Raw genomic sequence first — 22,373 nt, forward strand, 5'->3', positions numbered from 1 at the left:
GCGGCGCCATAGCCTGTCAGGAAGAGATTACAGCCATTCACCGTTGCGAATGACCCCAACCGCCAGTCCTTCGATAGAGAAGTTGTGTTCGCGGAGATCGACCACAATCGGGGAGAACTCGTTGTTTTCAGGCAGCAGCTGAACGGTGTTACCCTGTTTTTTCAGACGCTTGACGGTAACTTCATCATCAATGCGCGCGACAACTACCTGGCCGTTACGCACATCCTGCGTTTTGTGCACCGCAAGCAGATCGCCATCAAGAATACCGATGTCTTTCATCGACATACCGCTAACGCGCAGCAGGAAATCTGCGCTCGGTTTGAACATGCCAGGATCGACCTGGTAGTGGCCTTCAATATGTTGCTGTGCCAGTAAAGGCTCACCGGCGGCAACACGGCCTATCAGCGGAATGCCCGTCTCTTCTTCCACCAGCAGGCGGATACCGCGTGACGCGCCTGAAACAATCTCAATCACGCCTTTACGCGCCAGCGCTTTCAGGTGTTCTTCGGCAGCATTCGGAGAACGGAAGCCCAGACGCTGCGCGATTTCCGCACGCGTGGGTGGCATACCCGTCTGGCCGATATGATCCCGGATGAGATCAAACACCTCTTGCTGCCTGGTCGTTAACGCTTTCATTCCGCCCCCTGGGTGTATATACAGTTATGCTGTGAGTATATACAGTCAAAGGCGATTTTGGAACCAAAAACTGCACAAAAAACCAGGGACTTAATTATTCCTCGAGGCTCATCGGAAATGTGACCAAAGCAGCGTGACCCAGGTGATAACGGCAGTGATAATCGCCAGCAACACGGCAGCAGAGCCCATGTCTTTTGCGCGGCCAGAAAGCTCGTGGAAATCTGAACCAATGCGATCAACAACGGCTTCAATAGCGCTATTAAGAATTTCCACTATCATCACCAGAAGCACGGAACCGATTAGAAGTACGCGGGTAATAGCATCAACATCAAGGAAACAGGCGATGATCACCGCGATGATAGCGGCGACGCCCTCCTGGCGAAAGGCGGCTTCGTTGATCCACGCGGCACGGAAACCTTTCCATGAATAGCCGGCGGCTTTGATGATACGCGTTAACCCAGTGGTATTATTGGCCATTAAAAGAACCTTTTATGAAAAAAAGCGTCAGTAACAGGAACTGTAGCGCGTTTCGCTACAGCCTGAAGTATGACGGGTAACAACAGAAATTTTGCGCGCTTTCTGTTATCCTTGCGCCGCAATTGCATTATTAACCAGAGGCTTTACATCGTTTATGTCCGGCTGGCCACGAATTTACTACAAATTACTTAATTTACCATTAAGCATCCTGGTAAAAAGCAAGTCTATCCCAGCAGAACCCGCGCTGGAATTGGGGCTCGATACCTCGCGTCCTATTATGTACGTTTTGCCTTATAACTCGAAGGCAGACTTACTGACGCTTCGCGCCCAGTGTCTGGCGCATGACTTACCGGACCCGCTTGAACCGCTTGAAGTTGACGGTACGCTGCTGCCGCGCTACGTGTTCATTCACGGTGGACCGCGCGTGTTTACCTACTACACGCCAAAAGAAGAGTCCATCAAGCTGTTCCACGACTATCTTGACCTGCACCGCAGCAACCCCGATCTGGATGTGCAGATGGTGCCGGTATCGGTGATGTTTGGTCGTCGTCCGGGCCGTGAAAAAGGTGAAGAGAATCCGCCGCTGCGCATGCTTAACGGCATCCAGAAGTTCTTCGCGGTCTCCTGGCTGGGACGCGACAGCTTTGTGCGTTTCTCCCCTTCCGTTTCGCTGCGTCGTATGGCGGACGAGCACGGTACCGACAAGATCATCGCGCAAAAACTGGCGCGCGTGGCGCGTATGCACTTCGCCCGCCAGCGCCTCGCTGCCGTAGGACCGCGTCTCCCGGCGCGTCAGGATCTGTTCAACAAGCTGCTGGCCTCCAAAGCGATTGCCCGCGCCGTTGAAGACGAAGCGCGCAGCAAGAAAATATCGCATGAGAAAGCCCAGCAGAACGCCATTGCGCTGATGGAAGAGATTGCAGCGAACTTCTCTTACGAGATGATTCGCCTGTCCGATCGTATTCTCGGCTTTACCTGGAACCGCCTGTATCAGGGCATCAACGTTCATAATGCTGAACGTGTGCGTCAGCTGGCGCACGATGGCCATGAGATTGTCTATGTTCCCTGCCACCGCAGCCACATGGACTACCTGCTTCTTTCCTACGTGCTCTATCACCAGGGGCTGGTACCGCCGCACATTGCTGCCGGTATCAACCTGAATTTCTGGCCAGCAGGTCCGATTTTCCGCCGCCTGGGCGCGTTCTTTATCCGTCGCACCTTCAAGGGCAACAAGCTCTACTCCACCGTGTTCCGCGAGTATCTGGGCGAGCTGTTCAGCCGCGGCTATTCCGTGGAGTACTTCGTGGAAGGCGGTCGTTCCCGTACCGGACGTCTGCTCGATCCGAAGACCGGCACGCTGTCGATGACCATTCAGGCGATGCTGCGCGGAGGAACCCGTCCAATCACGCTGGTGCCAATCTACATTGGCTATGAGCACGTGATGGAAGTGGGCACGTACGCCAAAGAGCTGCGCGGTGCGACCAAAGAGAAAGAGAGCCTGCCGCAGATGCTGCGCGGTTTGAGCAAGCTACGCAACCTCGGTCAGGGCTACGTGAACTTCGGCGAACCCATGCCGCTGATGACGTATCTGAACCATCACGTTCCCGAGTGGCGCGAGTCCATCGATCCTATCGAAGCGATTCGTCCGGCCTGGCTGACGCCAACGGTCAACGGCATCGCGTCCGAGCTGATGGTGCGTATTAACAACGCCGGTGCGGCTAACGCCATGAACCTGTGCTGTACGGCGCTTCTGGCTTCGCGTCAGCGCTCGCTGACCCGCGAACAGCTCACGGAGCAGCTGGATTGCTATCTGGACATGATGCGCAACGTGCCGTATTCCGTTGATTCAACCGTGCCTTCTGCTACCGCCAGTGAGCTTATCGATCACGCGCTGCAGATGAACAAGTTTGAAGTCGAAAAGGACACGATCGGCGACATCATTATTCTGCCGCGCGAGCAGGCAGTGCTGATGACCTACTACCGCAACAACATCACCCATATGCTGATGCTGCCGTCGCTCATGGCGGCTATCATCACCCAGCATCGCCGTATTTCGCGTCAGGAGCTATTGCGTCACGTTGAGACGCTCTATCCGATGCTGAAAGCGGAGCTGTTCCTGCGCTGGAGCAAAGACGAGCTGGCGGGCGAACTGGACAAACTGACGGAAGAGCTGCGTCGTCAGGGGCTGATCACCGTCTCAAACGACGAGCTGCACATCAATCCGTCGCGTTCCCGAACTCTGCAACTGCTTGCGGCCGGTGCGCGCGAAACGCTGCAGCGCTACGCCATTACGTTCTGGCTGCTGAGTGCGAACCCGTCTATCAACCGCGGCACGCTGGAGAAAGAGAGCCGGACGCTGGCACAGCGCCTGTCCGTTCTGCACGGCATTAACGCCCCGGAGTTCTTCGACAAAGCGGTCTTCAGCTCTCTGGTCCTGACGCTGCGTGATGAAGGCTACATCAGCGATACGGGAGATGCCGAGCCGGAAGAGACGCTGAAGGTGTACCAGATGCTGGCCGAACTCATTACGTCGGATGTGCGTTTGACGATCGAGAGCGCGACGCAGGGCGAGTGATGTGAAAAAGCCGGGTTGGTGGTTTCACCTGACCCGGCCTGGCGTTCTGCATAATATAAAGGCCCGGTAAGCGTTAACGCTACCGGGCCTTATTTTTGAGCCTTGTTAAATCACCGCATTCAGCTCAGCAGTGTGAAAGCAATCATCCCGACAATGGCGCCCGTCGTGCCAAGGATGGTTTCCATCAGCGTCCAGGTTTTCAGGGTTTGCGCTTCGGTGGCGCCGGTAAATTTACCGAACAGCCAGAAGCCCGCGTCGTTAACGTGAGAGACCACAATCGAACCGCCCGCGATACAGATAGACAGCGCCGCCATCTGCGCACCGGAATAGTTCAGCTGTTCAATCACCGGCATCACCAGACCCACGGCGGTTAAGCACGCCACGGTTGCGGAACCCTGGATGATGCGCACCGCCGCGGCCAGCACGAAGCAGGTGACCGCAATCGGCAGGCCCATCCCGGTCAGCGCTTCGCCCAGAGCCGGGCCCACGCCGGAATCCACCAGCACCTGCTTGAACACGCCGCCAGCGCCGATCACCAGCAGGATAATGCCCGCCGGCTGCAACGCGGCACCGCAGATCTCCATCACCCGGTCTTTTGGCATTCCCTGACGCATCGCCAGGCCGTAAATCGCCACCAGACACGCCACCAGGATCGCCGTGAACGGGTGGCCGATGAACTCGAACCATTCGTAGGCGCTGGAACCCACCGGCACAAAGCGCGCGGCGATGGTTTTCAGACCCACGAGAACCAGCGGGAGCAGGATCAACGACAGGCTAAAGCCGAAGGACGGCATTTTGCCCTCGCCCAGGTGCGGCTCGGTGATGTCATCCGGAATGTGTAGCTCAACGTAACGGCTGATAAAGTTGCCCCACAGCGGACCGGCAATAATCATTCCCGGGATTGCCGCGCACAGGCCAATCAGGATCATCCAGCCAAAGTCGGCGTGCATCTGGGACGCCAGCAGCATCGGCGCAGGCCCCGGCAGCAGAAACGCTGCAGCCGCAGCCACGCCCGCAAACAGCGGAATAACCAGCTTCACGAGGTTAGTGCCGGTATGACGCGCCATGGAGAACGCGACGCTTATCAGCAGCACAACGGCGACTTCGAAGAACAGCGGCAGCGCGCAAATCAGGCCAGCCAGACCAATCGCGTAGTGCGCGCGGCTGTGGCCGAAGGATTTCAGCATCTTGACGGCAATCTGGTCGACCGCGCCCGTCTCGTGCAAAATCTTGCCAAACATCGCGCCAAGGGCGACCACAATCGCCAGGAAGCCCAGCGTGCCGCCCATCCCTTTTTCCATCGTCGCGGCGATCTTGTCGAGCGGCATACCGGAAAAGAGACCTGCACCTATAGAAACCACCATCAAAGCGACAAAAGCGTGCATACGCGCCTTCATCACTAAAAACAGCAGCAGCAACACGGAACCCACTGCTGTCAAAACTAGCGTTAATGTACTCAAAACTTACTGCCTTTTATTAATGACCTCGATGGTGCTGGCAACAACACCTTCCAGTGACTGATCGATATCAACCACTAAGACGTCTTTCTCATCTTCACCCGGCTCCTGCAGCGCTTCGAACTGCGTCACCAGCATCTGGGTTTTGAAGAAGTGACCTTTACGCGCCTTCAGGCGGCTTTCAATCACCTCGAAGTCCCCCTTCAGGTAGATGAAAGAGAGGTTCGGGTTACCGTCGCGCAGCAGGTCGCGGTAGGTTTTTTTCAGCGCAGAGCAGACGATCAGGGAGACTTTGTTGGTACGCTGCATAGCGAACGCGGCGTCATTCAGCGCCTGCAACCACGGTTTGCGGTCGTCGTCGTTCAGCGGCTCGCCGGACGCCATTTTCATGATGTTGCTGCGCGGATGGAGGAAGTCGCCATCAAGGAACGCAGCCTGGAGTTGATGCGCCACTTCGCTGGCTACGGCTGATTTCCCGCTACCGGAAACGCCCATCAGGACGTAGACGTGGTGATCGTGATTAGTCGTGCTCAAAGGGTGTCCCTCAGTCAATTGTTACGGGTAACAGTTATCGGTAACATTGTCCTGCCGGGGCAAAAGAGAAGCAATATCCAAACGTGCGCGAAGTGAATAAGTGTGAGCTACTTCAAATTTGTCAGTTCAAATAGATCCACCCGGTGACAAGGTGAAACCTAAATCTAACATTTTTGGGGTAACCGTCTCGCCACGAATGCGCGCCAGCAGGCGTTCTGCGCCAATGCGGCCCATACGTTCACGCGGGGTCAGGACGCTCGCCAGACGCGGCTCCATCACCTGGCCAATGTCGTGGCCGTGGAAACCGGCAATCGCCATATCATCCGGGATCTTGAGCCCCAGACGCTGACACTCAAACGCCGCGCCGACCGCAAGGTCATCGTTGGTACAGAAAATACCGTCCAGTTGCGGATACTCACGTCGTGCCTGACGCATCAGCTCAATACCCGACGTATAGGAAGAGGACTGCTCCACCATCACGCTGTAGGGGGTTAAGTTCGCGTCGAGCATCGCCTGCTCGTATCCCTTCTGTTTGATGATAGTACGTTCATCAAGACGCGCACCCAGATAGGCGATATGACGATGACCGCGAGCGATGATCGCCGCCGTCATCTGGCGCGCCGCTTCAAAGTTATCGAACCCCACGGCGATGTCGAGGCACGGCGACTGGCTGTCCATCAGCTCCACCACCGGGATACCGGCCACTTCAATCATTTTGAGCGTGCGGGCAGTGTGGGTACGTTCCGTTAAAATCAGGCCGTCGATGTTCCAGGAAAGCATCGATTCAAGACGTTCCTCTTCCAGTTCCGGCTTGTACCCGTAGTGGGCGAGCATGGTCTGATAGCCAAAAGCATCGGTGACGCTTTCAATGCCGCGCAAAACTTCGGCGAAAACCTGGTTGGTCAGGGAAGGAAGCAGGACGCCCACCGCACGGCTGGTCGCATTGGAGAGAATATCGGGCGCGCGGTTGGGGATATAACCCAGTTCATCAAGGGCCGCGGCAATCTTGCCACGTAACGCCACGGAAACCTGTTCCGGGTTACGTAAAAAACGGCTGACCGTCATTTTGGTCACACCGACGCGATCGGCGACATCCTGAAGTACGGGGCGTTTCTTTTTCATCGTCCTGAGAAATCTTGAAGTGAGAGATTTGCTCAGTTTATCACGGACAAAGCCCATCCTTCCCCTGCCAAAGGGAAGGATGGGCATTTATTTATGATTTATTACATCGGCGGCAGGTCAAACAGCAGAATTTCACTTTCGCTGTCGGCATGCACGGAAAGCGCCTGCTCATCCCAGACGGCCAGGCCATCGGCGGTTGTCGCTTTGGTGCCGTTGATGGACACTTCACCTTTCACCACCTGGATCCAGACGCGGCGGTTGGCGGCAATCTGGTGCACAGACTGTTCGTCTTTCGCCAGCGCCCAGCGGTACAGCTCCATATCCTGATGAACCTTCAGAGAACCTTCACGTGCATCCGGGGACAGCACCAGCTGTTTGCCCTGTTTCGCGTCGAAGCGGCGCTGCTCGTAGCGCGGCGTGATGCCGGTCTCTTCTGGAATGATCCAGATTTGATACAGGTGCAGTTTTTCCGTTTTGCTCGGGTTGTACTCGGAGTGACGCACCCCGGTACCCGCGCTCATAATCTGGAACTCGCCCGCCGGAACCTGCTCTTTGTTGCCCATGCTGTCCTGGTGTTCCACCGCCCCTTCCAGCACATAGGTCAGGATTTCCATGTCTTTGTGCGGGTGGGTACCGAAGCCCTGGCCTGCATCAATCACGTCGTCGTTAATCACGCGCAGTGCGGAGAAGCCCATGAAGTTCGGGTCGTAGTAGTCGGCAAACGAGAATGAATGCCATGAGTCCAGCCAGCCATGATTCGCGTGACCACGTTCGTTTGCTTTGCGTAAGTAGATCATTGTTTCACCCTCAGTTCGTTTCGATGGAGTAAGTGTGGACGTAAACCGCCTGGGATCATAGAGGGTGAAAATTGACTCCTCTGTTCAAAAATTATGAACAAGCGCAGAGGAGCCGTTTTTGCTTATTTCGCGAGGGTTACCGTGGCAGGAGAAGCCTGCTCAAAGGCCCGCTCGAGGATTTCCAGGTTGGTCAGAACGTCAGATTCCTTGACGTAATTCGGCGCGCTAGTTGTGAGAGTTTCATACAGCGCATCGTAGACGCGGCCATAGTCGCCAATTTCCGGTTTCAGCTCTTCCCTGACCGTTACGCCCTCATCGTTCACATACTCCAGCACGCCCACGGAATTATCCGCCACAAAGCCCGGTTCACCCGGCATGATGTTGGCCTTCAGGCTGGTCTCCTGCTGGTCGATGCCGTACTTAATGAACGATCCTTTGGTGCCGTGAACGATAAATTTCGGATAGTCGATTTTCACCAGATGGCTGGTTTTGACGATGGCCTTCAGGTCGCCGTAGAACAGCTGCGCTTCAAAGGTGTCGTCCGGGTTGGCTTTATTACGCAGGCTGCGGATGTCATACGCCACGTGGTCCGGTCGGCCAAACAGGGAGATGATCTGGTCCATCGTATGCACGCCCAGACCATAGAACGAGCCGTCCTGCGGCAGGCCGGGTTGGGTTTCCGCCACCGGACGGTAGTAATCGAAGTGGCTTTCGATTTCCACAATGTCGCCCAGCTTGCCGCTTTCAATCGCCTTTTTCGCCGTCAGGAAGCAGCTGTCAAAGCGACGGTTCTGATACGGCGTAACGGTCAGGCCTTTACTTTTCGCCAGCGCGAACAGCGCTTTTGCTTCGGCGATGGTCGGGGTGAACGGTTTTTCCACCAGCACGTTTTTGCCCGCTTCCAGCGCGCGTTTTGCATAGTCAAAATGGCTATCGGCGTGGGTGCAGACAACAACCAGTTTGACCTGCGGGTCGTTAAGCACTTCATCAAGATCGCTGGTGAAATGGATATGGGAATACTGCGGGGATTGCTCTTCCGGCTTCGCGCGGCGGCGGAAGATGTGCGCGACGTGCCAGCTGTCTTTACGGTTGAGAACATACGGCAGGTGGTAGCGGGTCGTACTTTTACCAAATCCAATAAATGCGCAATGTAGTGTCATGGCTCAGTCCTTTTGGAAGGTTACTGAGTCTAACCATAACAAAAAAAAGCCAGCTAAAAGCTGGCTAAAGTAATACTGGAAGCAATGTGAGCAATGTCGTGCTTTCAGGTTCCCGTAGCGGTCTTCCTGAATGCAGAGCAATAATAATCATTCTCATTCGCACTTGTCCAATACTTTTTGCAAAAAATAGCGGTTGACTCAAATTTTAAAGTCATTGATGTTGGAAGGGACGTTTAACTGACTGAGGAACAAGGAATGAGTGAGATAGTGATACGCCATGCGGAACCGAAAGATTATGACGCCATTCGTCAGATCCACGCCCAGCCGGAGGTGTACCACAACACACTACAGGTTCCTCATCCCTCTGAGCAAATGTGGCAAGAACGGCTATCCGACCAGCCCGGCATCAAGCAGCTCGTCGCCTGCATAGACGGTCATGTCGCTGGCCATCTGTGCATCGTCGTCGCGCAACGCCCGCGCCGCAGCCATGTGGCTGATTTTGGGATTTGTGTCGGCGCGCAGTGGCAAAACCGGGGCGTTGCCAGCGCTCTGATGCGCACCATGATTGATATGTGCGATAACTGGCTGCGCGTTGACCGCATTGAGCTGACGGTATTTGTCGATAACGAACCGGCGATTGCGGTGTACAAAAAACACGGGTTCGAAATTGAAGGCACCGGCAAACGCTATGCCCTGCGCAACGGTGAATATGTGGACGCGTATTATATGGCGCGAATGAAGTGACACACTCCCCTCACCCCGGCCCTCTCCCCACAGGGGCGAGGGAGAAAAGACCGCACCGTGCAATCCCCTCTCCCCTTCGGGGAGAGGGTTAGGGTGAGGGGAATCGTTAATACCCCGCCGACAAATCATCCACCGACCGCGGATCCGACGCGCCAAACAGCGCCCCGTCCGGCCCGACCATAATGCTCTGGGTGCTGCCCATCGCCTCCTTCACCGCCACCTTCTGCCCGCGCTGTTCCAGCAGCTTGATGGTGTCAGGGCTAAAGCCCTTCTCCACGCGCAGCTCGTCCGGCAGCCACTGGTGATGGAAACGCGGAGCGTTGGTCGCTTCGGCGACGTTCATCCCAAAGTCGATGCTGTTCACCACCATCTGCAGCACGGTGGTGATAATACGGCTGCCGCCAGGGCTGCCGGTCACCAGCCAGGTTTTCCCGTCTTTCACGACAATGGTGGGCGACATGGACGACAGCGGACGTTTCTTCGGCCCTACCGCATTCGCATCGCCGCCCACCAGCCCGTAGACGTTCGGCACGCCCGGTTTGGCAGAGAAGTCATCCATCTCGTTGTTCAGCAGAATGCCGCTGTTGCCCGCCACAATCCCGGTGCCGAAGGTGGTGTTGAGCGTGTACGTCACCGCCACCGCGTTACCGTCTTTATCCACCACCGAGAAGTGGGTGGTCTGGTTGCTTTCATACGGCGCCAGCTTGCCGGGGCGGATCTCGCTCGACGGTTTGGCCTTGTTGATGTCAATCTGATCGGCAATGGATTTGGCATACGCCTTGTTGGTCAGCGCCTGCCACGGCACCTTCACGAAATCCGGATCGCCGAGATATTCCGACCGGTCGGCGTAGGCGCGTTTTTCCGCTTCCGCCATCACCTGCATGGCGTCCGCGCTGCCGAAGCCGAACTTGTGCATATCGAAGTTTTCGAGAATATTGAGGATCTGCACGATGTGGATCCCGCCGGAGGACGGCGGCGGCATGGAGAAGACCTCGTATCCGCGATAGGTACCGCTAATCGGCTCGCGCTCCACCGCCTTGTATTCCGCCAGATCCGCTTTGGTGATGAGCCCGCCGTTCTTCTGCATCTCTTCCGCAATCTGGTCGGCAATTGCCCCTTTGTAGAAGGCGTCCGGACCGTGCTCCGCAATCAGCTCCAGGCTTTTGGCGAGGTTCTTCTGCACCAGCCTATCGCCCTTCTTCAGCGGCTCACCGTCTTTCCAGAAGATGGCCTTGCTGTTTTCGTGATTCGGAATCACTTCGCTGCCGTAGGTCTTGAGGTCGTCCGCCAGCGCATCGTTTACCACAAAGCCGTCGCGCGCCAGCTTGATGGCAGGCTGCACCACCTTGTTCAGCGGCATCGTGCCGTATTTTTCCAGCGCCAGCGAGAAGCCCGCAACGGTGCCCGGCGTGCCGGTGGCGAGGTGCGAAGTCAGGGATTTTTTGCTGTCAGGGTTACCCTGATCGTCGAGGAACATATCGCGGGACGCCTGAGAAGGCGCCATTTCGCGGAAATCGATGGCGGTGGTTTTGCCGTCTTTAGTGCGCAGCATCATAAAGCCGCCGCCGCCCAGGTTCCCCGCCTGCGGATGCGTCACCGCCAGCGCATAGCCGACGGCGACCGCTGCATCCACCGCGTTACCGCCCTGTTTGAGAATATCGACGCCCACTTTTGTTGCCAGCGCATCCACTGACGCCACCATGCCATGGGTTGCCCGCACGGGATGAAAAACATCTTCCTCCACGCCGTAAGAGACCGGAGGCGCCGCTGGCGGGTTGGCCGCCACGCTAAATGTACCGCCTGCCATCAGCGCGGCGATGGCGACCCAGCGCAAAAACGTTGGTTTCATCATTATTGTTCTCCAGGTGAAGGGATCCATATTCCCCGCTTAAGCCTGGTTCACAACTCCTAAAAAATCATCGTCATGGTGAAATCGGGGTAAACTTAAGAGAGACCTCAAAAGGAGGAAATGACAATGAAACGCTTATGGATCCTTACGGCGCTGATCCCGTTTGCCGCGCTCGCACAGCCACTCAACACCCTGAACAACCCGAACCAGCAGGGTTACGTTATCCCGAGCCAGCAGCGTATGCAGACGGAGATGATGAGCCAGCAACAGCAGCAGAAAGGAATGCTTAATCAGCAGCTTAAAACGCAGACCCAGATGCAGCAGCAAAGCCTGCAAAATCAGATGAACGCCAACACCCAGCGCGTGCAGCAGGGGCAGGTGCGCGAGCAGCCGCTGCCGAATAAAAACGGCGGGATGTTAGGGGGAATGACGTCGTCAGGCAGCGGACAGCAGCACATGCTGCCGCCGCAGTCGAATGGCAGTATGCTTAATCCGCAGAACTAAAGTCCGGGCCGATCAGGTCGATTGCATCGGTACAGATGCTGTCCACGCCCCAGCGCAGCAGCTCGGCTGCGCGCTGGGGTTTGTTAACCGTGTAGACCAGAATATGCAGACCCGCGTCCTTCAGCATCTTCACCCGCGCCTCATCCAGCAGCCGATGATTGAGATGGATAGAGACGCACGCTAAGCCTGTCGTCAGCTCGCGCCAGTCCTCGCGCCACTCGTCAAGCAGCAGCCCGCGCGGCAGCTCCGGTACGGCCGCCTGTGCGGCCTCCAGCGCATCGATTTCAAATGATGACAGCAGCGGCGCGGTCATCCCTTCCCACAGTTCGCGCGCGGCAAGGGCAATGACTTTGCCCGTCATCGGCCCGGTGCCGGTGGTCGGTTTGATTTCGATATTGGCCATCATGCCGTGCTGGCGACAGCGATCGGCCACTTCCGCCAGCAGCGGCAGCGGTTCGCCTTTGAATTCGCCGCTGTACCAGCTTCCGGCGTCCACTTTCAGCAGATCGCGCCACGGCAGCTCGCCCGCCACGCCCCAGCCGTTGCTGGTGCGTTCGAGGTTATCGTCATGCAGCAGGAAAATTTCGCCGTCTTTCGACAGCTTGGCGTCGAACTCGATCATCGTGTGACCGTAGCGCGCGCCAACGTCAATCGCCGCCAGGGTGTTCTCCGGCGCCAGCTTACCGCCGCCACGGTGGGCGACGACGTGGGGATAAGGCCAGTTGCTCATACTCGTTGTCCTGTTTCACCGTCAAACAGGTGCAGATGGTTTTCCGGCAGGTGCAGCCACAGCGTGCTGCCTGCTTTCGGGCGCTCCTGATGCGCCAGGCGCACCACCATTTTTTGTTCGCCCCAGCGCCCGTGCGCCAGGTTATCTGCACCCAACATCTCCAGCGTGTCCATCACCAGCGGCACGCCGCCGTCCGCCTGAGAGGTTAAAACGATATGCTCGGGGCGGATTCCGAGCGTCATCTTACGCCCGGCGTAGCCACGATAGTACCAGTTGATCGGCAACGCCATCCCGCTTTCCAGCTCAAAATGCGTGCCCGCGCTGCTGATACGCCCTTCCAGCAGGTTCATTGCCGGGCTGCCGATAAAGCTCGCCACAAAGCGGGTGGCCGGTTTCTCATACACCTCCACCGGGGTGCCAATCTGCTCGGCGATGCCTTTGTTCATCACCATCACGCGCTGGGCGAGGGTCATGGCTTCGACCTGATCGTGGGTCACGTACAGGGAGGTAGTTTTCAGGCGACGGTGCAGCTGCTGCAGCTCAAGGCGCATCTGCACGCGCAGCTTGGCGTCGAGGTTAGAGAGCGGCTCGTCGAAGAGGAATACCGCCGGATCGCGCACGATGGCGCGCCCCATCGCCACGCGCTGGCGCTGGCCGCCGGAGAGCTCGCGCGGGCGGCGCTTCAGCAGGCCGTCCAGCTCGAGAATTCGCGCCGCCTCTTTCACCCGCTCGTCAATATGGCCTTTGCCCATCCCGCGGATTTTCAGCCCCCAGGCCATGTTCTCTTCTACGCTCATGTGCGGATAGAGGGCGTAGTTCTGGAACACCATCGCAATGCCTCTGTCTTTCGGCTCCATCTCGGTGACGCGCTGGCGGTCAATCCAGATATCCCCGGAGGTCACGCGCTCCAGCCCCGCCACCATGCGCAGCAGGGTGGATTTGCCGCAGCCGGACGGCCCGACCATCACGATAAATTCCCCGTCCGCCACGTCGAGCGTCAGCGGCTGAATCACCTGGGTTTTGCCATCCCAGCTTTTGGTTACTGCCTGAAGTTTTAAACCTGCCATCTTATTTCTCGCTATCGACCAGGCCGCGGACAAACGCGCGCTGCATGGCTAAAACAATGACTACGGGTGGGATAAGGGTGAGCAGCATCGCCGCCATCACCTGGTTCCAGAGCGTGGTGCCTTCGCCGGTGGCGATCATGCCTTTGATGCCCGCCACGGCGGTACCGAGGTTAACGTCCTGAATAATCAGCAGCGGCCACAGGTACTGGTTCCAGCCGTAGATAAAGGTGATCACAAACAGCGCCGCGAGGTTGGTTTTCGACAGCGGCAGCACGATGTCGCGGAAGAAGCGCATCGGCGACGCGCCGTCGATACGCGCCGCTTCAATCAGCTCGTCCGGCAGGGTCATAAAGAACTGGCGGAACAGGAAGGTGGCGGTCGCCGAGGCCATCAGCGGCAGGGTTAAGCCCGCGTAGCTGTCGAGCAGCTTCAGGTTGGCAATCACCTCAACCGTCGGGAAGATACGCACCTCTACCGGTAGCATCAGGGTGATAAAAATCATCCAGAAGAAGAGGTTACGCAGCGGAAAGCGGAACCAGACAATGGCGAAGGCCGAAAGCATCGACACCGTAATTTTGCCGACCGTAATGCCAAACGCCATGATGAAGCTGTTGAGCATCATCAGCCAGAACGGCGCGCTGTTGGCGCCCACGCCCTGGGTCCAGATGGTCTTCATGTTCTCGAACAGATGCCCGCCGGGGATCAGCGTCATCGGCGTGTCGAACACCGCTTTGGTGTCCAGCGTGGCGGCGACAAACGCCACGTACAGCGGGAAGAGGATGACGATAATCCCTAAAATCAGCATGGTATGGCTGAAAATCGTCAGCCCGCGACGGTTCTCAATCATTGGTAGCGCACCTTACTTTCGACATAGCGGAACTGCACCACCGTGAGGATGATGACGAGGAACATCAGCACGACCGACTGCGCGGCGGAGGCGGAGAGATCCAGCCCCGCAAAGCCTTCGCGGTAGATTTTATAAATCAGCGTGGTGGTCGCCTGCACCGGGCCGCCTGCGGTCGCCGCGTCGATCACCGGGAAGGTGTCGAAGAAGGCGTACACGAGGTTAACCACCAGCAGGAAGAAACTCACCGGGGCGATCAGCGGCAGCGACAGCCTGAAGAAGCGACGAATGGGCCCTGCGCCGTCAATTGCCGCGGCTTCCACCAGCGAGCGCGGAATGGACTGCAGCGCGGCAAAGAAGAACAGGAAGTTGTAGCTGATCTGCTTCCACACCGAGGCGAACACCACCAGGAACATGGCCTGACCGCTGTTCTGGGCGTGGTTCCAGTCGTAGCCGAACTCGGCCAGGAAGTGGGTAATCAACCCGCGACCGGGGTTAAACAGGAAGATCCACAGTACGGCGGCGACGGCGGGAGCCACGGCGTAAGGCAGCAGCATCAGGGTTTGATAAATACGGCTGCCGCGCACCACGTAGTCCACCAGCGCGGCGAAAAACAGCGAGGCAACCAGACCGCTGACGGTCACCAGCGCGCTGAACTTCATCGTCGTCCAGAAGGAGTCCAGGTAGTAGCTGTCATGGAACAGCGCGGTAAAGTTGTCCAGGCCAACAAACTGGCTGGAGAGCCCGAACGGGTCGACGCTTTGTACCGAGTACCACAGCGCTTCGCCCGCAGGCCAGATAAAGAAGATAACGGTGATGACCAGCTGCGGTGCGACCAGAAGATAGGGCAGCCAGCGGGAACGAAACACCGGACGGGATGATGACATAGGTTTGCTCTGTAGGTATTCACCCCTCACCCCGTCCCTCTCCCCAAAGGGGCGAGGGAGAAAAGACGGCTCCGCGCAGTCCCCTCTCCCCTATGGGGAGAGGGTTAGGGTGAGGGGCAGGTTTGAATTACGATTTGGTCGACTGCTCAAAGCGGCGCAGCAGCTGATTCCCGCGCTCTACCGCAGAGTCCAGCGCCTGCTGTGGCGTTTTCTTCCCGGTCCACACGCTTTCCAGCTCTTCATCCACGATGGTGCGGATCTGCGGCATGTTGCCCAGACGCAGACCCTTGGTGAACGGCAATGGCGGCTTGTTCAGCATCTGACGCGTCGCGATGTCCGCGCCCGGGTTCTTGCTGTAGAAGCCCTGCTCGCGGGTCAGGTCGTACGCGGCTTTGGTGATCGGCAGGTAGCCGGTCTTCTGATGCCACTCGGCGGCGTTTTCAGGCTTCGCCAGGAAGTCGAGGAATTCGGCTACGCCTTTGTAGGTGCCCTTGTCTTTACCCTGCATCACCCACAGGCTCGCTCCGCCGATGATGGCGTTCTGCGGCGCGCCCTTCACGTCAGCGTCGTACGGCATCATGCCCACGCCGTAGTTGAATTTGGCGTAGTGGCGGATATCCGCCAGCGAACCGGAAGAGGCGGTGGTAATGGCGCAGTCGCCGTTGTAGAACTTCTCGGTGGATTCGTCTTTACGTCCGAAGTAGCTGAAGTCGCCCTTCTTGTTCAGATCGGCAAGCAGCGCGATATGTTTCACCTGCTCAGGCTTGTTGAACTCCAGGACCGCGTCGGTGCCGTCGAAGCCGTTGTTTTTGGTCGCAACCGGCAGACCGTGCCAGGCGCTGAAGTTTTCAATCTGGATCCAGCCCTGCCAGCCGCTGGCGTAGCCGCACTTCATCCCCGCCGCCTTCAGCTTGGCGGTGTACTCCGCCAGGTCCTGCCAGGTTTTTGGCGGCTGCTCCGGGTCTAAACCGGCTTTTTTGAAGGCATCTTTGTTGTAGTACAGCACCGGCGTGGAGCTGTTAAACGGCTGAGACAGCAGGTGGCCGGTTTTGGAATCGGTGTAGTAACCCGCTACGGTCGGCACGAACTGCGACTCATCGAAGTTGATACCCGCTTCTTTGAACACTTCATAGACCGGTTTGATGGCTTTGGAGGCCATCATGGTGGCGGTACCCACTTCATAAACCTGCAACAGCGCCGGTGCGTTACCGGTACGGAAGGCGGCGATGCCCGCGCTCAGGCTCTGCTCGTAGTTGCCTTTGTACACCGGCACAATTTTGTAATCCTGATGGGTGTCGTTGAAACGCTGCGCCAGGGAGTCAACTTCTTTACCCAACTCCCCTTCCATGGAATGCCAGAACGGAATGGTGGTGACAGCCATTGCGTTCGTCGCAAAAGCCAGACCCAGTGCCAGACCCAAAGCTGTGTGTCGTAACGATGTCATTGTCATCTCTCTTATTGTGCCGGATGCGCGATATCACGCGTTTTATGCTCGCGAGGTAACATGACATGCTCGAATTACAGAAAAATAACTGTTTGTTTACAGATAAGTGACAGCCAGGCGTCAGGGGGATGATGGTTGTGTGAAGGGGGTTGGCGGTGTGGTTTAGGTGCTGTCTGGTGCCCTCACCCCGCCCCTCTCCCACGGGGAGAGGGAGAAAACATTAAAAAAGGCAACTTGCGTTGCCTTTTTGCTTTTACCTCGTGCGGTCTGGTGCCCTCACCCCAACCCTCTCCCACAGGGAGAGGGAGAAGACACTAAAAAAGGCAACTTGCGTTGCCTTTTTGCTTTTACCTCGTGCGGTCTGGTGCCCTCACCCCGCCCTCTCCCACGGGGAGAGGGAGAAAACACTAAAAAAGGCAACTTGCGTTGCCTTTTTGCTTTTACCTATCCGCCCAGATACGCGCTCCGCACCGCTTCGTTCGCCAGCAGCGCGTCGCCGGTATCCTCCAGCACCACGCGGCCGTTCTCCAGCACGTAGCCACGATCGGCGAGCTTCAGCGCCTGGTTGGCGTTCTGCTCGACGAGGAAGATGGTCATCCCCTCTTTGCGCAGCTGCTCGATGGTGTCGAAAATCTGCTGGATGATGATCGGCGCCAGACCGAGCGACGGTTCGTCCAGCAGCAGCAGGCGCGGCTGGCTCATCAGCGCGCGGCCAATCGCCAGCATCTGCTGCTCACCGCCGGACATGGTGCCCGCACGCTGGATGCGGCGCTCCCACAGGCGCGGGAAGAGTTCATATACCCACTTGATGCGGGTCTGGTATTCATCGCGGTGAGCGAAGAACCCGCCCATCGCCAGGTTCTCTTCCACCGTCATGCGGGAGAAGACGCGGCGCCCTTCCGGAACAATAGCCACCGCCTCGCGCATGATTCTGGCGGTCTGCCAGTCGGTAATGTCTTTACCATCGAACACAATCCGCCCGCTGGTGGCGCGCGGGTCGCCGCACAGGGTGCCGAGCAGCGTGGTTTTGCCCGCGCCGTTGGCGCCAATCAGGGTCACGATTTCACCCTGATTGATATGCAGGCTGACGTCGTGCAGCGCCTGGATCTTGCCGTAGTGCGCGTTGACCTTGTCGAACGTTAACATCGCTTTTTCCATCTTATGCCTCACCAAGGTATGCGCGGATCACGTCCGGGTTGTTGCGGATCTCTTCCGGCGTGCCGTTTGCCAGCGGCGTGCCCTGGTTTACCACGTAGATACGGTCCGAAATGCCCATCACCAGCTTCATGTCGTGCTCAATCAGCAGGATGGTGGTGTCGTGACTGTCGCGCAGCTCGGCAATCAGCTCGTCCAGCTCTTTGGTCTCTTTCGGGTTGAGCCCTGCCGCTGGTTCGTCGAGCATCAGGATTTCCGGCTGCGTCACCATGCAGCGCACAATCTCCAGACGACGCTGGTCACCGTAGGCCAGATTGCTCGCCTGACGGTTGGCGTGCTGCAGCAGGCCAATTCGGTCGAGCCAGGTGGCGGCGCGGTCAAGCGCTTCATCCTGCGCGCGGCGGAAGGCCGGGGTTTTCAGCAGGCCGGAGAACAGCCCGGTTTTCAGCTGCTGATGCTGGGCCACCAGCAGGTTCTCAATCACCGTCATCTCGCGGAACAGACGCACGTGCTGAAAGGTACGCACCACGCCCATACGGGCGATCTGCTGGCCCGGCAGCCCTTCCAGGTGCTGGTCGCGCAGCATGATGGTACCGCCCGTCGGCTTGTAGAAGCCGGTCAGGCAGTTAAAGACCGTGGTTTTCCCTGCGCCGTTCGGACCAATCAGGGAGACAATCTCTTTCTTGTGCAAATCCAGATTCACGTTGTTGACCGCCAGCAGGCCGCCAAAACGCATCATCAGGCCGTTAACGGATAATAATGGCTGACTCATGCCTGCTCTCCTTTCGCTTGCCCGTTCTTCAGCTTCAGCTGTGGACGGGTCATCGGCAGCAGACCCTGCGGACGCCAGATCATCATCAGCACCATCAAACCACCCAGCATCAGCATGCTGTATTCGTTAAAGTCGCGCATCAGCTCGCGCGAGACCACCAGCAGGATGGCCGCGAGGATAACGGCGAACTGCGAGCCCATCCCGCCGAGCACCACAATCGCCAGCACAAAGGCGGATTCGGCGAAGGTGAACGATTCCGGGCTAACGAAGCCCTGACGCGCGGCAAACAGCGTTCCGGCGAAACCGGCAAACGCGGCGCTGATGGTGAACGCGGTCAGCTTGATGCGGGTCGGGTTCAGGCCCAGGGAGCGGCAGGCAATCTCATCTTCACGCAGCGCTTCCCACGCGCGGCCCAGCGGCATGCGCAACAGGCGGTTGATCACGAACAGGGTAATCACCACCAGCAGCAGCGCCACCAGATAGAGCCAGATCACGCGGTCGGACGGGTCATACTTCACGCCGAAGAAGTTGCTGAAGGTATCCCAGCCGCCTTCGCGGGCGGTACGGCTAAATTCCAGGCCGAAGAAGGTCGGTTTCGGGATCTGGCTGATGCCGTTCGGGCCGCCGGTCACTTCGGTGTTGTTGAGCAGCAGGATACGGACGATTTCGCCGAATCCTAAGGTCACAATCGCCAGGTAGTCGCCGCGCAGGCGCAGTACCGGGAAGCCAAGCAGGAAGCCTGCAGCGGCAGAGACCAGCCCTGCCAGCGGCAGGCAGGTCCAGAAGCCGAGACCGTAATAGTGGTTCAGCAGCGCGAAGGTATAGGCGCCGATGGCGTAGAAGCCGCCGTAGCCCAGCACCAGCAGGCCCGAAAGCCCCACGACCACGTTCAGACCGAGACCGAGAATCACGTAGATCATGGTCAGCGTGGCGATATCCACGGTGCCACGCGACACCACGAACGGCCACGCCACGGCGGCCACCAGCAGCGCCACGAGGAACAGCTTCTGCTTAACCGTAGAACCGTCGATTGCCGGCAGGACGAATTTCGGCCCGGAGACGTTTTTCAGCGTCTTCTGGAACAGCGGACGCAGCAGCTGGAACAGGAACACTACGGCCGTGCCGATAAATACCCACTGCCAGCGGATGTCAGCTGCGGTATCGACAACCAGTTTGGTGCCATTCAGCTCAAGCTGGACGCCCATAAAGACGCTGGCCAGCACGAAGAACATGGCGGCAGAGAGCAGCGCCATTGCAAAATGCATCGGTTTCATACTTTCTCTACCTCCGGACGGCCCAGAATACCGGTAGGCATCACCAGCAGAACCAGAATCAGCAGGGCAAACGACACCACGTCTTTATACTCCGTGCTCAGGTACGCCGAGGAGAGCGCTTCGGCCACGCCCAGGATCAGGCCGCCGATCATCGCGCCCGGAATACTGCCGATACCGCCCAGAACCGCCGCGGTGAAGGCTTTCATCCCGGCCATGAAGCCGATGTATGGGTTGATCACGCCGTAGAACTGGCCGAGCAGGACGCCCGCCACCGCCGCCATCGCGGCGCCAATCACGAAGGTCAGGGCAATCACGCGGTCGGTGTTGATGCCGAGCAGGCTCGCCATCTTCAGGTCTTCCGCGCAGGCGCGGCAGGCGCGTCCCATACGCGAGTAGCGGATGAACAGCGTCAGGGCGAGCATCGCAATAAAGGTCACGACCCAGATAACCAGCTGCATGGTGGTGATAGAGGCCGCGAAGTTTTCGCTGGCCCCCACAATCCACTGGCCGTTAAACAGGCTTGGCAGCGCCACGTCGCGCGAACCTTCGGTCAGGCTGACGTAGTTTTGCAGGAAGATCGACATCCCGATCGCGGAAATAAGCGCAATCAGGCGCTTGGAGCTGCGCACCGGCCGGTAGGCCACGCGCTCAATGCTCCAGCCGTAGGCGCTGGCAATCACGATCGCGCCGACAAACCCGGCGGCGACCAGCAGCCAGCTGCTGTCGATGCCCATCATCATCAGGGCGGCGATAATCATAAAGGAGACGTAGCTACCGATCATGTACACCTCGCCATGGGCGAAGTTGATCATGCCGATAATGCCGTAAACCATCGTATAGCCGATGGCGATCAGCGCGTAGGTGCTTCCCAGCGTAACGCCGTTAAACATCTGCTGCAGGAAATAGAGAAACTGCTCGGACATATGCAAACCTTTTTATACCCGCCCGTCATGCCGGGCGGTGGGATAATTATTTGGCGGCCGAGGATGAACCGTCGGCGTGCCACTTAAAGACACCAAACTCAAATCCCTTCAGATCGCCTTTCTCATCCCAGTTCAGCGGCCCAATCACGGTGTTCGCCCCGTGTGCTTTTAAATCTTTCACCAGATCCAGCGGTTCTTTGCTGCCGGAGCGATCCAGCGCGGTGGCCAGAGACTGTACGGCCGCGTAGGTGATCCAGACGTACGGACCACTCGGATCTTTCTTCTGCGCCTTGAGCGCATCCACGATAGCCTTGTTGGCCGGATCCTGGTCATAGCGTTTTGGCATCGTCACCAGCATGCCTTCGGCAGAATCCCCCGCGATGTTTGACAGGGAGGCATTGCCCACGCCCTCTGGCCCCATAAACTGGGTTTTCAGACCGGTGGCGCGCGCCTGACGCAGCATCTGCCCCATCTCCGGGTAGTAGCCGCCGTAGTAAACGAAGTCGATATTCTCTTTTTGCAGACGGGCAATCAGCGCGGAGAAGTCTTTCTCACCGGCGGTAATGCCGTCGAAGAAGACGATGTTCGCGCCGCCTTTTTTCAGGCCGTCCTGCACGGAGCGCGCCAGGCCTTCGCCGTACTGCTGTTTGTCATGAATAATGGCAATACGCTGTGGCTTAACGGTCTCGAGGATGTATTTGGCGGCGGTGGGGCCCTGCGAGGAGTCCAGACCGGCGGTACGCATGATGTGCTGATAGCCGCGCTGGGTCAGTTCCGGGTTCGTTGCGCCTGGGGTGATCATCAGAATGCCTTCGTCTTCGTAGATATCAGACGCAGGCTGCGTGGAGGATGAGCACAGGTGGCCGATCACATACTGAATACCGTCGTTGACGATTTTGTTGGCGACCGCGACGGCCTGTTTCGGATCGCAGGCGTCGTCATATTCCACGCCCACCAGCTTGTCGCCTTTGATGCCGCCCTTAGCGTTGATGTCTTTGATGGCCTGGCGCGCGCCGTTGAATTCCATGTCACCCCACTGGGCAACAGGGCCGGACATCGCGCCCACTACCGCAACTTTAATGTCGTCTGCCATAGCGGCATGCGAGATCGACAGTGCGACTATCCCCGCGATTAACGTCTTCGCGTTCCTTTTCATCTCTGAATCCCCATTCGTGATGTCGTGTTTATATTTTGTTTTATTATGGTTAAAAAGCATTCTGTACTTTTAATGAACAACGCTATTTTTACCAGTGCCTTTAATGGTTTAGCGCAGTTTTTTGTCAAAAACCAGACTAAAATCTCTATTTTTCAGGCGATTAAGCAAAGATAATATTCTGAAATCAGGCAGAGATAAACAAATAAAAGTGCAGTTTGCAGCATAAAATAACGGTACAAAGCGCCGAATAAATCACTACCGTTCAG

The 22,373-nt window shown here is 57.7% G+C and carries 21 protein-coding genes; 3 read left to right on the plus strand and 18 right to left on the minus strand.

What is annotated here, in order from left to right; translation table 11 throughout:
- Positions 1-27: 27 nt before the first annotated feature.
- The gene (lexA, locus tag AC27FC_RS18670; RefSeq protein WP_023310039.1) at positions 28-636 is read right to left on the minus strand and encodes a transcriptional repressor LexA; all 609 of its coding nucleotides are present in this window, start codon (positions 634-636) and stop codon (positions 28-30) included.
- A gap of 108 nt (positions 637-744) precedes the next feature.
- Positions 745-1,113, minus strand: coding sequence for a diacylglycerol kinase (locus AC27FC_RS18675; RefSeq protein WP_023334158.1), 369 nt, complete (start codon positions 1,111-1,113; stop codon positions 745-747).
- Between the two features lie 154 nt (positions 1,114-1,267).
- Between AC27FC_RS18675 and plsB the strand changes: the two genes are divergently transcribed.
- On the plus strand, positions 1,268-3,688 hold the full coding sequence (plsB, locus tag AC27FC_RS18680; protein ID WP_033144402.1) for a glycerol-3-phosphate 1-O-acyltransferase PlsB: 2,421 nt from the start codon (positions 1,268-1,270) through the stop codon (positions 3,686-3,688).
- Positions 3,689-3,807: 119 nt separating this feature from the next.
- Here plsB and gntU read toward each other — a convergent pair whose 3' ends face one another.
- The 5 genes from gntU to AC27FC_RS18705 all read right to left on the minus strand — a co-directional run bounded on the left by gntU (position 3,808) and on the right by AC27FC_RS18705 (position 8,758).
- Entirely contained in the window at positions 3,808-5,148 is a 1,341-nt protein-coding gene (gene gntU / locus AC27FC_RS18685) for a gluconate transporter (protein WP_010436459.1), read from the minus strand.
- Positions 5,149-5,151: 3 nt separating this feature from the next.
- A complete protein-coding gene (gene gntK, locus AC27FC_RS18690; protein ID WP_008503362.1) occupies positions 5,152-5,679 on the minus strand; it encodes a gluconokinase in 528 nt (175 codons plus the stop codon).
- Between the two features lie 126 nt (positions 5,680-5,805).
- Positions 5,806-6,801, minus strand: a complete 996-nt coding sequence (gene gntR / locus AC27FC_RS18695) for a gluconate operon transcriptional repressor GntR (protein WP_021242747.1) — start codon at positions 6,799-6,801, stop codon at positions 5,806-5,808.
- Positions 6,802-6,902: 101 nt separating this feature from the next.
- A complete protein-coding gene (locus tag AC27FC_RS18700; RefSeq protein ID WP_196355183.1) occupies positions 6,903-7,598 on the minus strand; it encodes a pirin family protein in 696 nt (231 codons plus the stop codon).
- A 122-nt stretch (positions 7,599-7,720) separates the two neighbouring features.
- Complete coding sequence (locus AC27FC_RS18705) at positions 7,721-8,758, minus strand: oxidoreductase (protein WP_196355182.1); 1,038 nt, start codon at positions 8,756-8,758, stop codon at positions 7,721-7,723.
- Between the two features lie 255 nt (positions 8,759-9,013).
- Here AC27FC_RS18705 and yhhY point away from each other — a divergent pair, with 255 nt between their 5' ends.
- Positions 9,014-9,502, plus strand: a complete 489-nt coding sequence (yhhY, locus tag AC27FC_RS18710) for an N-acetyltransferase (RefSeq protein ID WP_045143059.1) — start codon at positions 9,014-9,016, stop codon at positions 9,500-9,502.
- Between the two features lie 106 nt (positions 9,503-9,608).
- Here yhhY and ggt read toward each other — a convergent pair whose 3' ends face one another.
- Positions 9,609-11,354, minus strand: a complete 1,746-nt coding sequence (gene ggt, locus AC27FC_RS18715) for a gamma-glutamyltransferase (protein WP_196355181.1) — start codon at positions 11,352-11,354, stop codon at positions 9,609-9,611.
- Positions 11,355-11,477: 123 nt separating this feature from the next.
- Here ggt and AC27FC_RS18720 point away from each other — a divergent pair, with 123 nt between their 5' ends.
- The gene (locus tag AC27FC_RS18720) at positions 11,478-11,855 is read left to right on the plus strand and encodes a DUF2756 family protein (RefSeq protein WP_045888353.1); all 378 of its coding nucleotides are present in this window, start codon (positions 11,478-11,480) and stop codon (positions 11,853-11,855) included.
- Here AC27FC_RS18720 and ugpQ read toward each other — a convergent pair.
- The 10 genes from ugpQ to livK all read right to left on the minus strand — a co-directional run bounded on the left by ugpQ (position 11,839) and on the right by livK (position 22,107).
- On the minus strand, positions 11,839-12,585 hold the full coding sequence (ugpQ, locus tag AC27FC_RS18725) for a glycerophosphodiester phosphodiesterase (protein WP_196355180.1): 747 nt from the start codon (positions 12,583-12,585) through the stop codon (positions 11,839-11,841). The two genes, AC27FC_RS18720 and ugpQ, sit on opposite strands and share 17 nt — an antisense overlap.
- A complete protein-coding gene (locus AC27FC_RS18730; protein ID WP_029742187.1) occupies positions 12,582-13,652 on the minus strand; it encodes a sn-glycerol-3-phosphate import ATP-binding protein UgpC in 1,071 nt (356 codons plus the stop codon). The genes ugpQ and AC27FC_RS18730 overlap by 4 nt, the downstream gene beginning before the upstream one ends.
- 1 nt (position 13,653) lies before the next feature.
- Entirely contained in the window at positions 13,654-14,499 is an 846-nt protein-coding gene (gene ugpE, locus AC27FC_RS18735; RefSeq protein WP_033144397.1) for a sn-glycerol-3-phosphate ABC transporter permease UgpE, read from the minus strand.
- Positions 14,496-15,383 carry a sn-glycerol-3-phosphate ABC transporter permease UgpA gene (ugpA, locus tag AC27FC_RS18740; protein WP_033144396.1) on the minus strand — a complete coding sequence of 296 codons (888 nt, stop codon included), beginning with the start codon at positions 15,381-15,383 and terminating at the stop codon, positions 14,496-14,498. The genes ugpE and ugpA overlap by 4 nt, the downstream gene beginning before the upstream one ends.
- Before the next feature lie 127 nt (positions 15,384-15,510).
- Positions 15,511-16,827, minus strand: a complete 1,317-nt coding sequence (ugpB, locus tag AC27FC_RS18745) for a sn-glycerol-3-phosphate ABC transporter substrate-binding protein UgpB (RefSeq protein WP_094935064.1) — start codon at positions 16,825-16,827, stop codon at positions 15,511-15,513.
- 444 nt (positions 16,828-17,271) lie between these two features.
- A complete protein-coding gene (gene livF, locus AC27FC_RS18750) occupies positions 17,272-17,985 on the minus strand; it encodes a high-affinity branched-chain amino acid ABC transporter ATP-binding protein LivF (RefSeq protein WP_008500102.1) in 714 nt (237 codons plus the stop codon).
- Position 17,986: 1 nt separating this feature from the next.
- On the minus strand, positions 17,987-18,754 hold the full coding sequence (livG, locus tag AC27FC_RS18755) for a high-affinity branched-chain amino acid ABC transporter ATP-binding protein LivG (protein WP_023310024.1): 768 nt from the start codon (positions 18,752-18,754) through the stop codon (positions 17,987-17,989).
- Positions 18,751-20,028, minus strand: a complete 1,278-nt coding sequence (gene livM, locus AC27FC_RS18760) for a branched chain amino acid ABC transporter permease LivM (RefSeq protein WP_023310023.1) — start codon at positions 20,026-20,028, stop codon at positions 18,751-18,753. The genes livG and livM overlap by 4 nt, the downstream gene beginning before the upstream one ends.
- The gene (gene livH, locus AC27FC_RS18765; protein ID WP_008500099.1) at positions 20,025-20,951 is read right to left on the minus strand and encodes a high-affinity branched-chain amino acid ABC transporter permease LivH; all 927 of its coding nucleotides are present in this window, start codon (positions 20,949-20,951) and stop codon (positions 20,025-20,027) included. The genes livM and livH overlap by 4 nt, the downstream gene beginning before the upstream one ends.
- 46 nt (positions 20,952-20,997) lie before the next feature.
- Positions 20,998-22,107, minus strand: a complete 1,110-nt coding sequence (gene livK, locus AC27FC_RS18770) for a high-affinity branched-chain amino acid ABC transporter substrate-binding protein LivK (RefSeq protein WP_112778040.1) — start codon at positions 22,105-22,107, stop codon at positions 20,998-21,000.
- Positions 22,108-22,373 lie beyond the last annotated feature (266 nt).

It is taken from the genome of Enterobacter sp. C3_dUdeg (genome assembly GCF_057536195.1).

Bases quoted from the DNA above. Each gene is read 5' to 3' on its own strand.
- ugpQ (WP_196355180.1), bottom strand. From the start codon at position 12,585: ATGAGCAACTGGCCTTATCCCCACGTCGTCGCCCACCGTGGCGGCGGT.
- plsB (WP_033144402.1), top strand. From the start codon at position 1,268: ATGTCCGGCTGGCCACGAATTTACTACAAATTACTTAATTTACCATTA.
- ugpB (WP_094935064.1), bottom strand. From the start codon at position 16,827: ATGACATCGTTACGACACACAGCTTTGGGTCTGGCACTGGGTCTGGCT.
- yhhY (WP_045143059.1), top strand. From the start codon at position 9,014: ATGAGTGAGATAGTGATACGCCATGCGGAACCGAAAGATTATGACGCC.
- AC27FC_RS18705 (WP_196355182.1), bottom strand. From the start codon at position 8,758: ATGACACTACATTGCGCATTTATTGGATTTGGTAAAAGTACGACCCGC.
- ggt (WP_196355181.1), bottom strand. From the start codon at position 11,354: ATGATGAAACCAACGTTTTTGCGCTGGGTCGCCATCGCCGCGCTGATG.
- AC27FC_RS18675 (WP_023334158.1), bottom strand. From the start codon at position 1,113: ATGGCCAATAATACCACTGGGTTAACGCGTATCATCAAAGCCGCCGGC.
- ugpE (WP_033144397.1), bottom strand. From the start codon at position 14,499: ATGATTGAGAACCGTCGCGGGCTGACGATTTTCAGCCATACCATGCTG.
- livF (WP_008500102.1), bottom strand. From the start codon at position 17,985: ATGGAAAAAGCGATGTTAACGTTCGACAAGGTCAACGCGCACTACGGC.
- livG (WP_023310024.1), bottom strand. From the start codon at position 18,754: ATGAGTCAGCCATTATTATCCGTTAACGGCCTGATGATGCGTTTTGGC.
- gntR (WP_021242747.1), bottom strand. From the start codon at position 6,801: ATGAAAAAGAAACGCCCCGTACTTCAGGATGTCGCCGATCGCGTCGGT.
- AC27FC_RS18700 (WP_196355183.1), bottom strand. From the start codon at position 7,598: ATGATCTACTTACGCAAAGCAAACGAACGTGGTCACGCGAATCATGGC.
- AC27FC_RS18730 (WP_029742187.1), bottom strand. From the start codon at position 13,652: ATGGCAGGTTTAAAACTTCAGGCAGTAACCAAAAGCTGGGATGGCAAA.
- ugpA (WP_033144396.1), bottom strand. From the start codon at position 15,383: ATGTCATCATCCCGTCCGGTGTTTCGTTCCCGCTGGCTGCCCTATCTT.
- livM (WP_023310023.1), bottom strand. From the start codon at position 20,028: ATGAAACCGATGCATTTTGCAATGGCGCTGCTCTCTGCCGCCATGTTC.
- livH (WP_008500099.1), bottom strand. From the start codon at position 20,951: ATGTCCGAGCAGTTTCTCTATTTCCTGCAGCAGATGTTTAACGGCGTT.
- livK (WP_112778040.1), bottom strand. From the start codon at position 22,107: ATGAAAAGGAACGCGAAGACGTTAATCGCGGGGATAGTCGCACTGTCG.
- lexA (WP_023310039.1), bottom strand. From the start codon at position 636: ATGAAAGCGTTAACGACCAGGCAGCAAGAGGTGTTTGATCTCATCCGG.
- AC27FC_RS18720 (WP_045888353.1), top strand. From the start codon at position 11,478: ATGAAACGCTTATGGATCCTTACGGCGCTGATCCCGTTTGCCGCGCTC.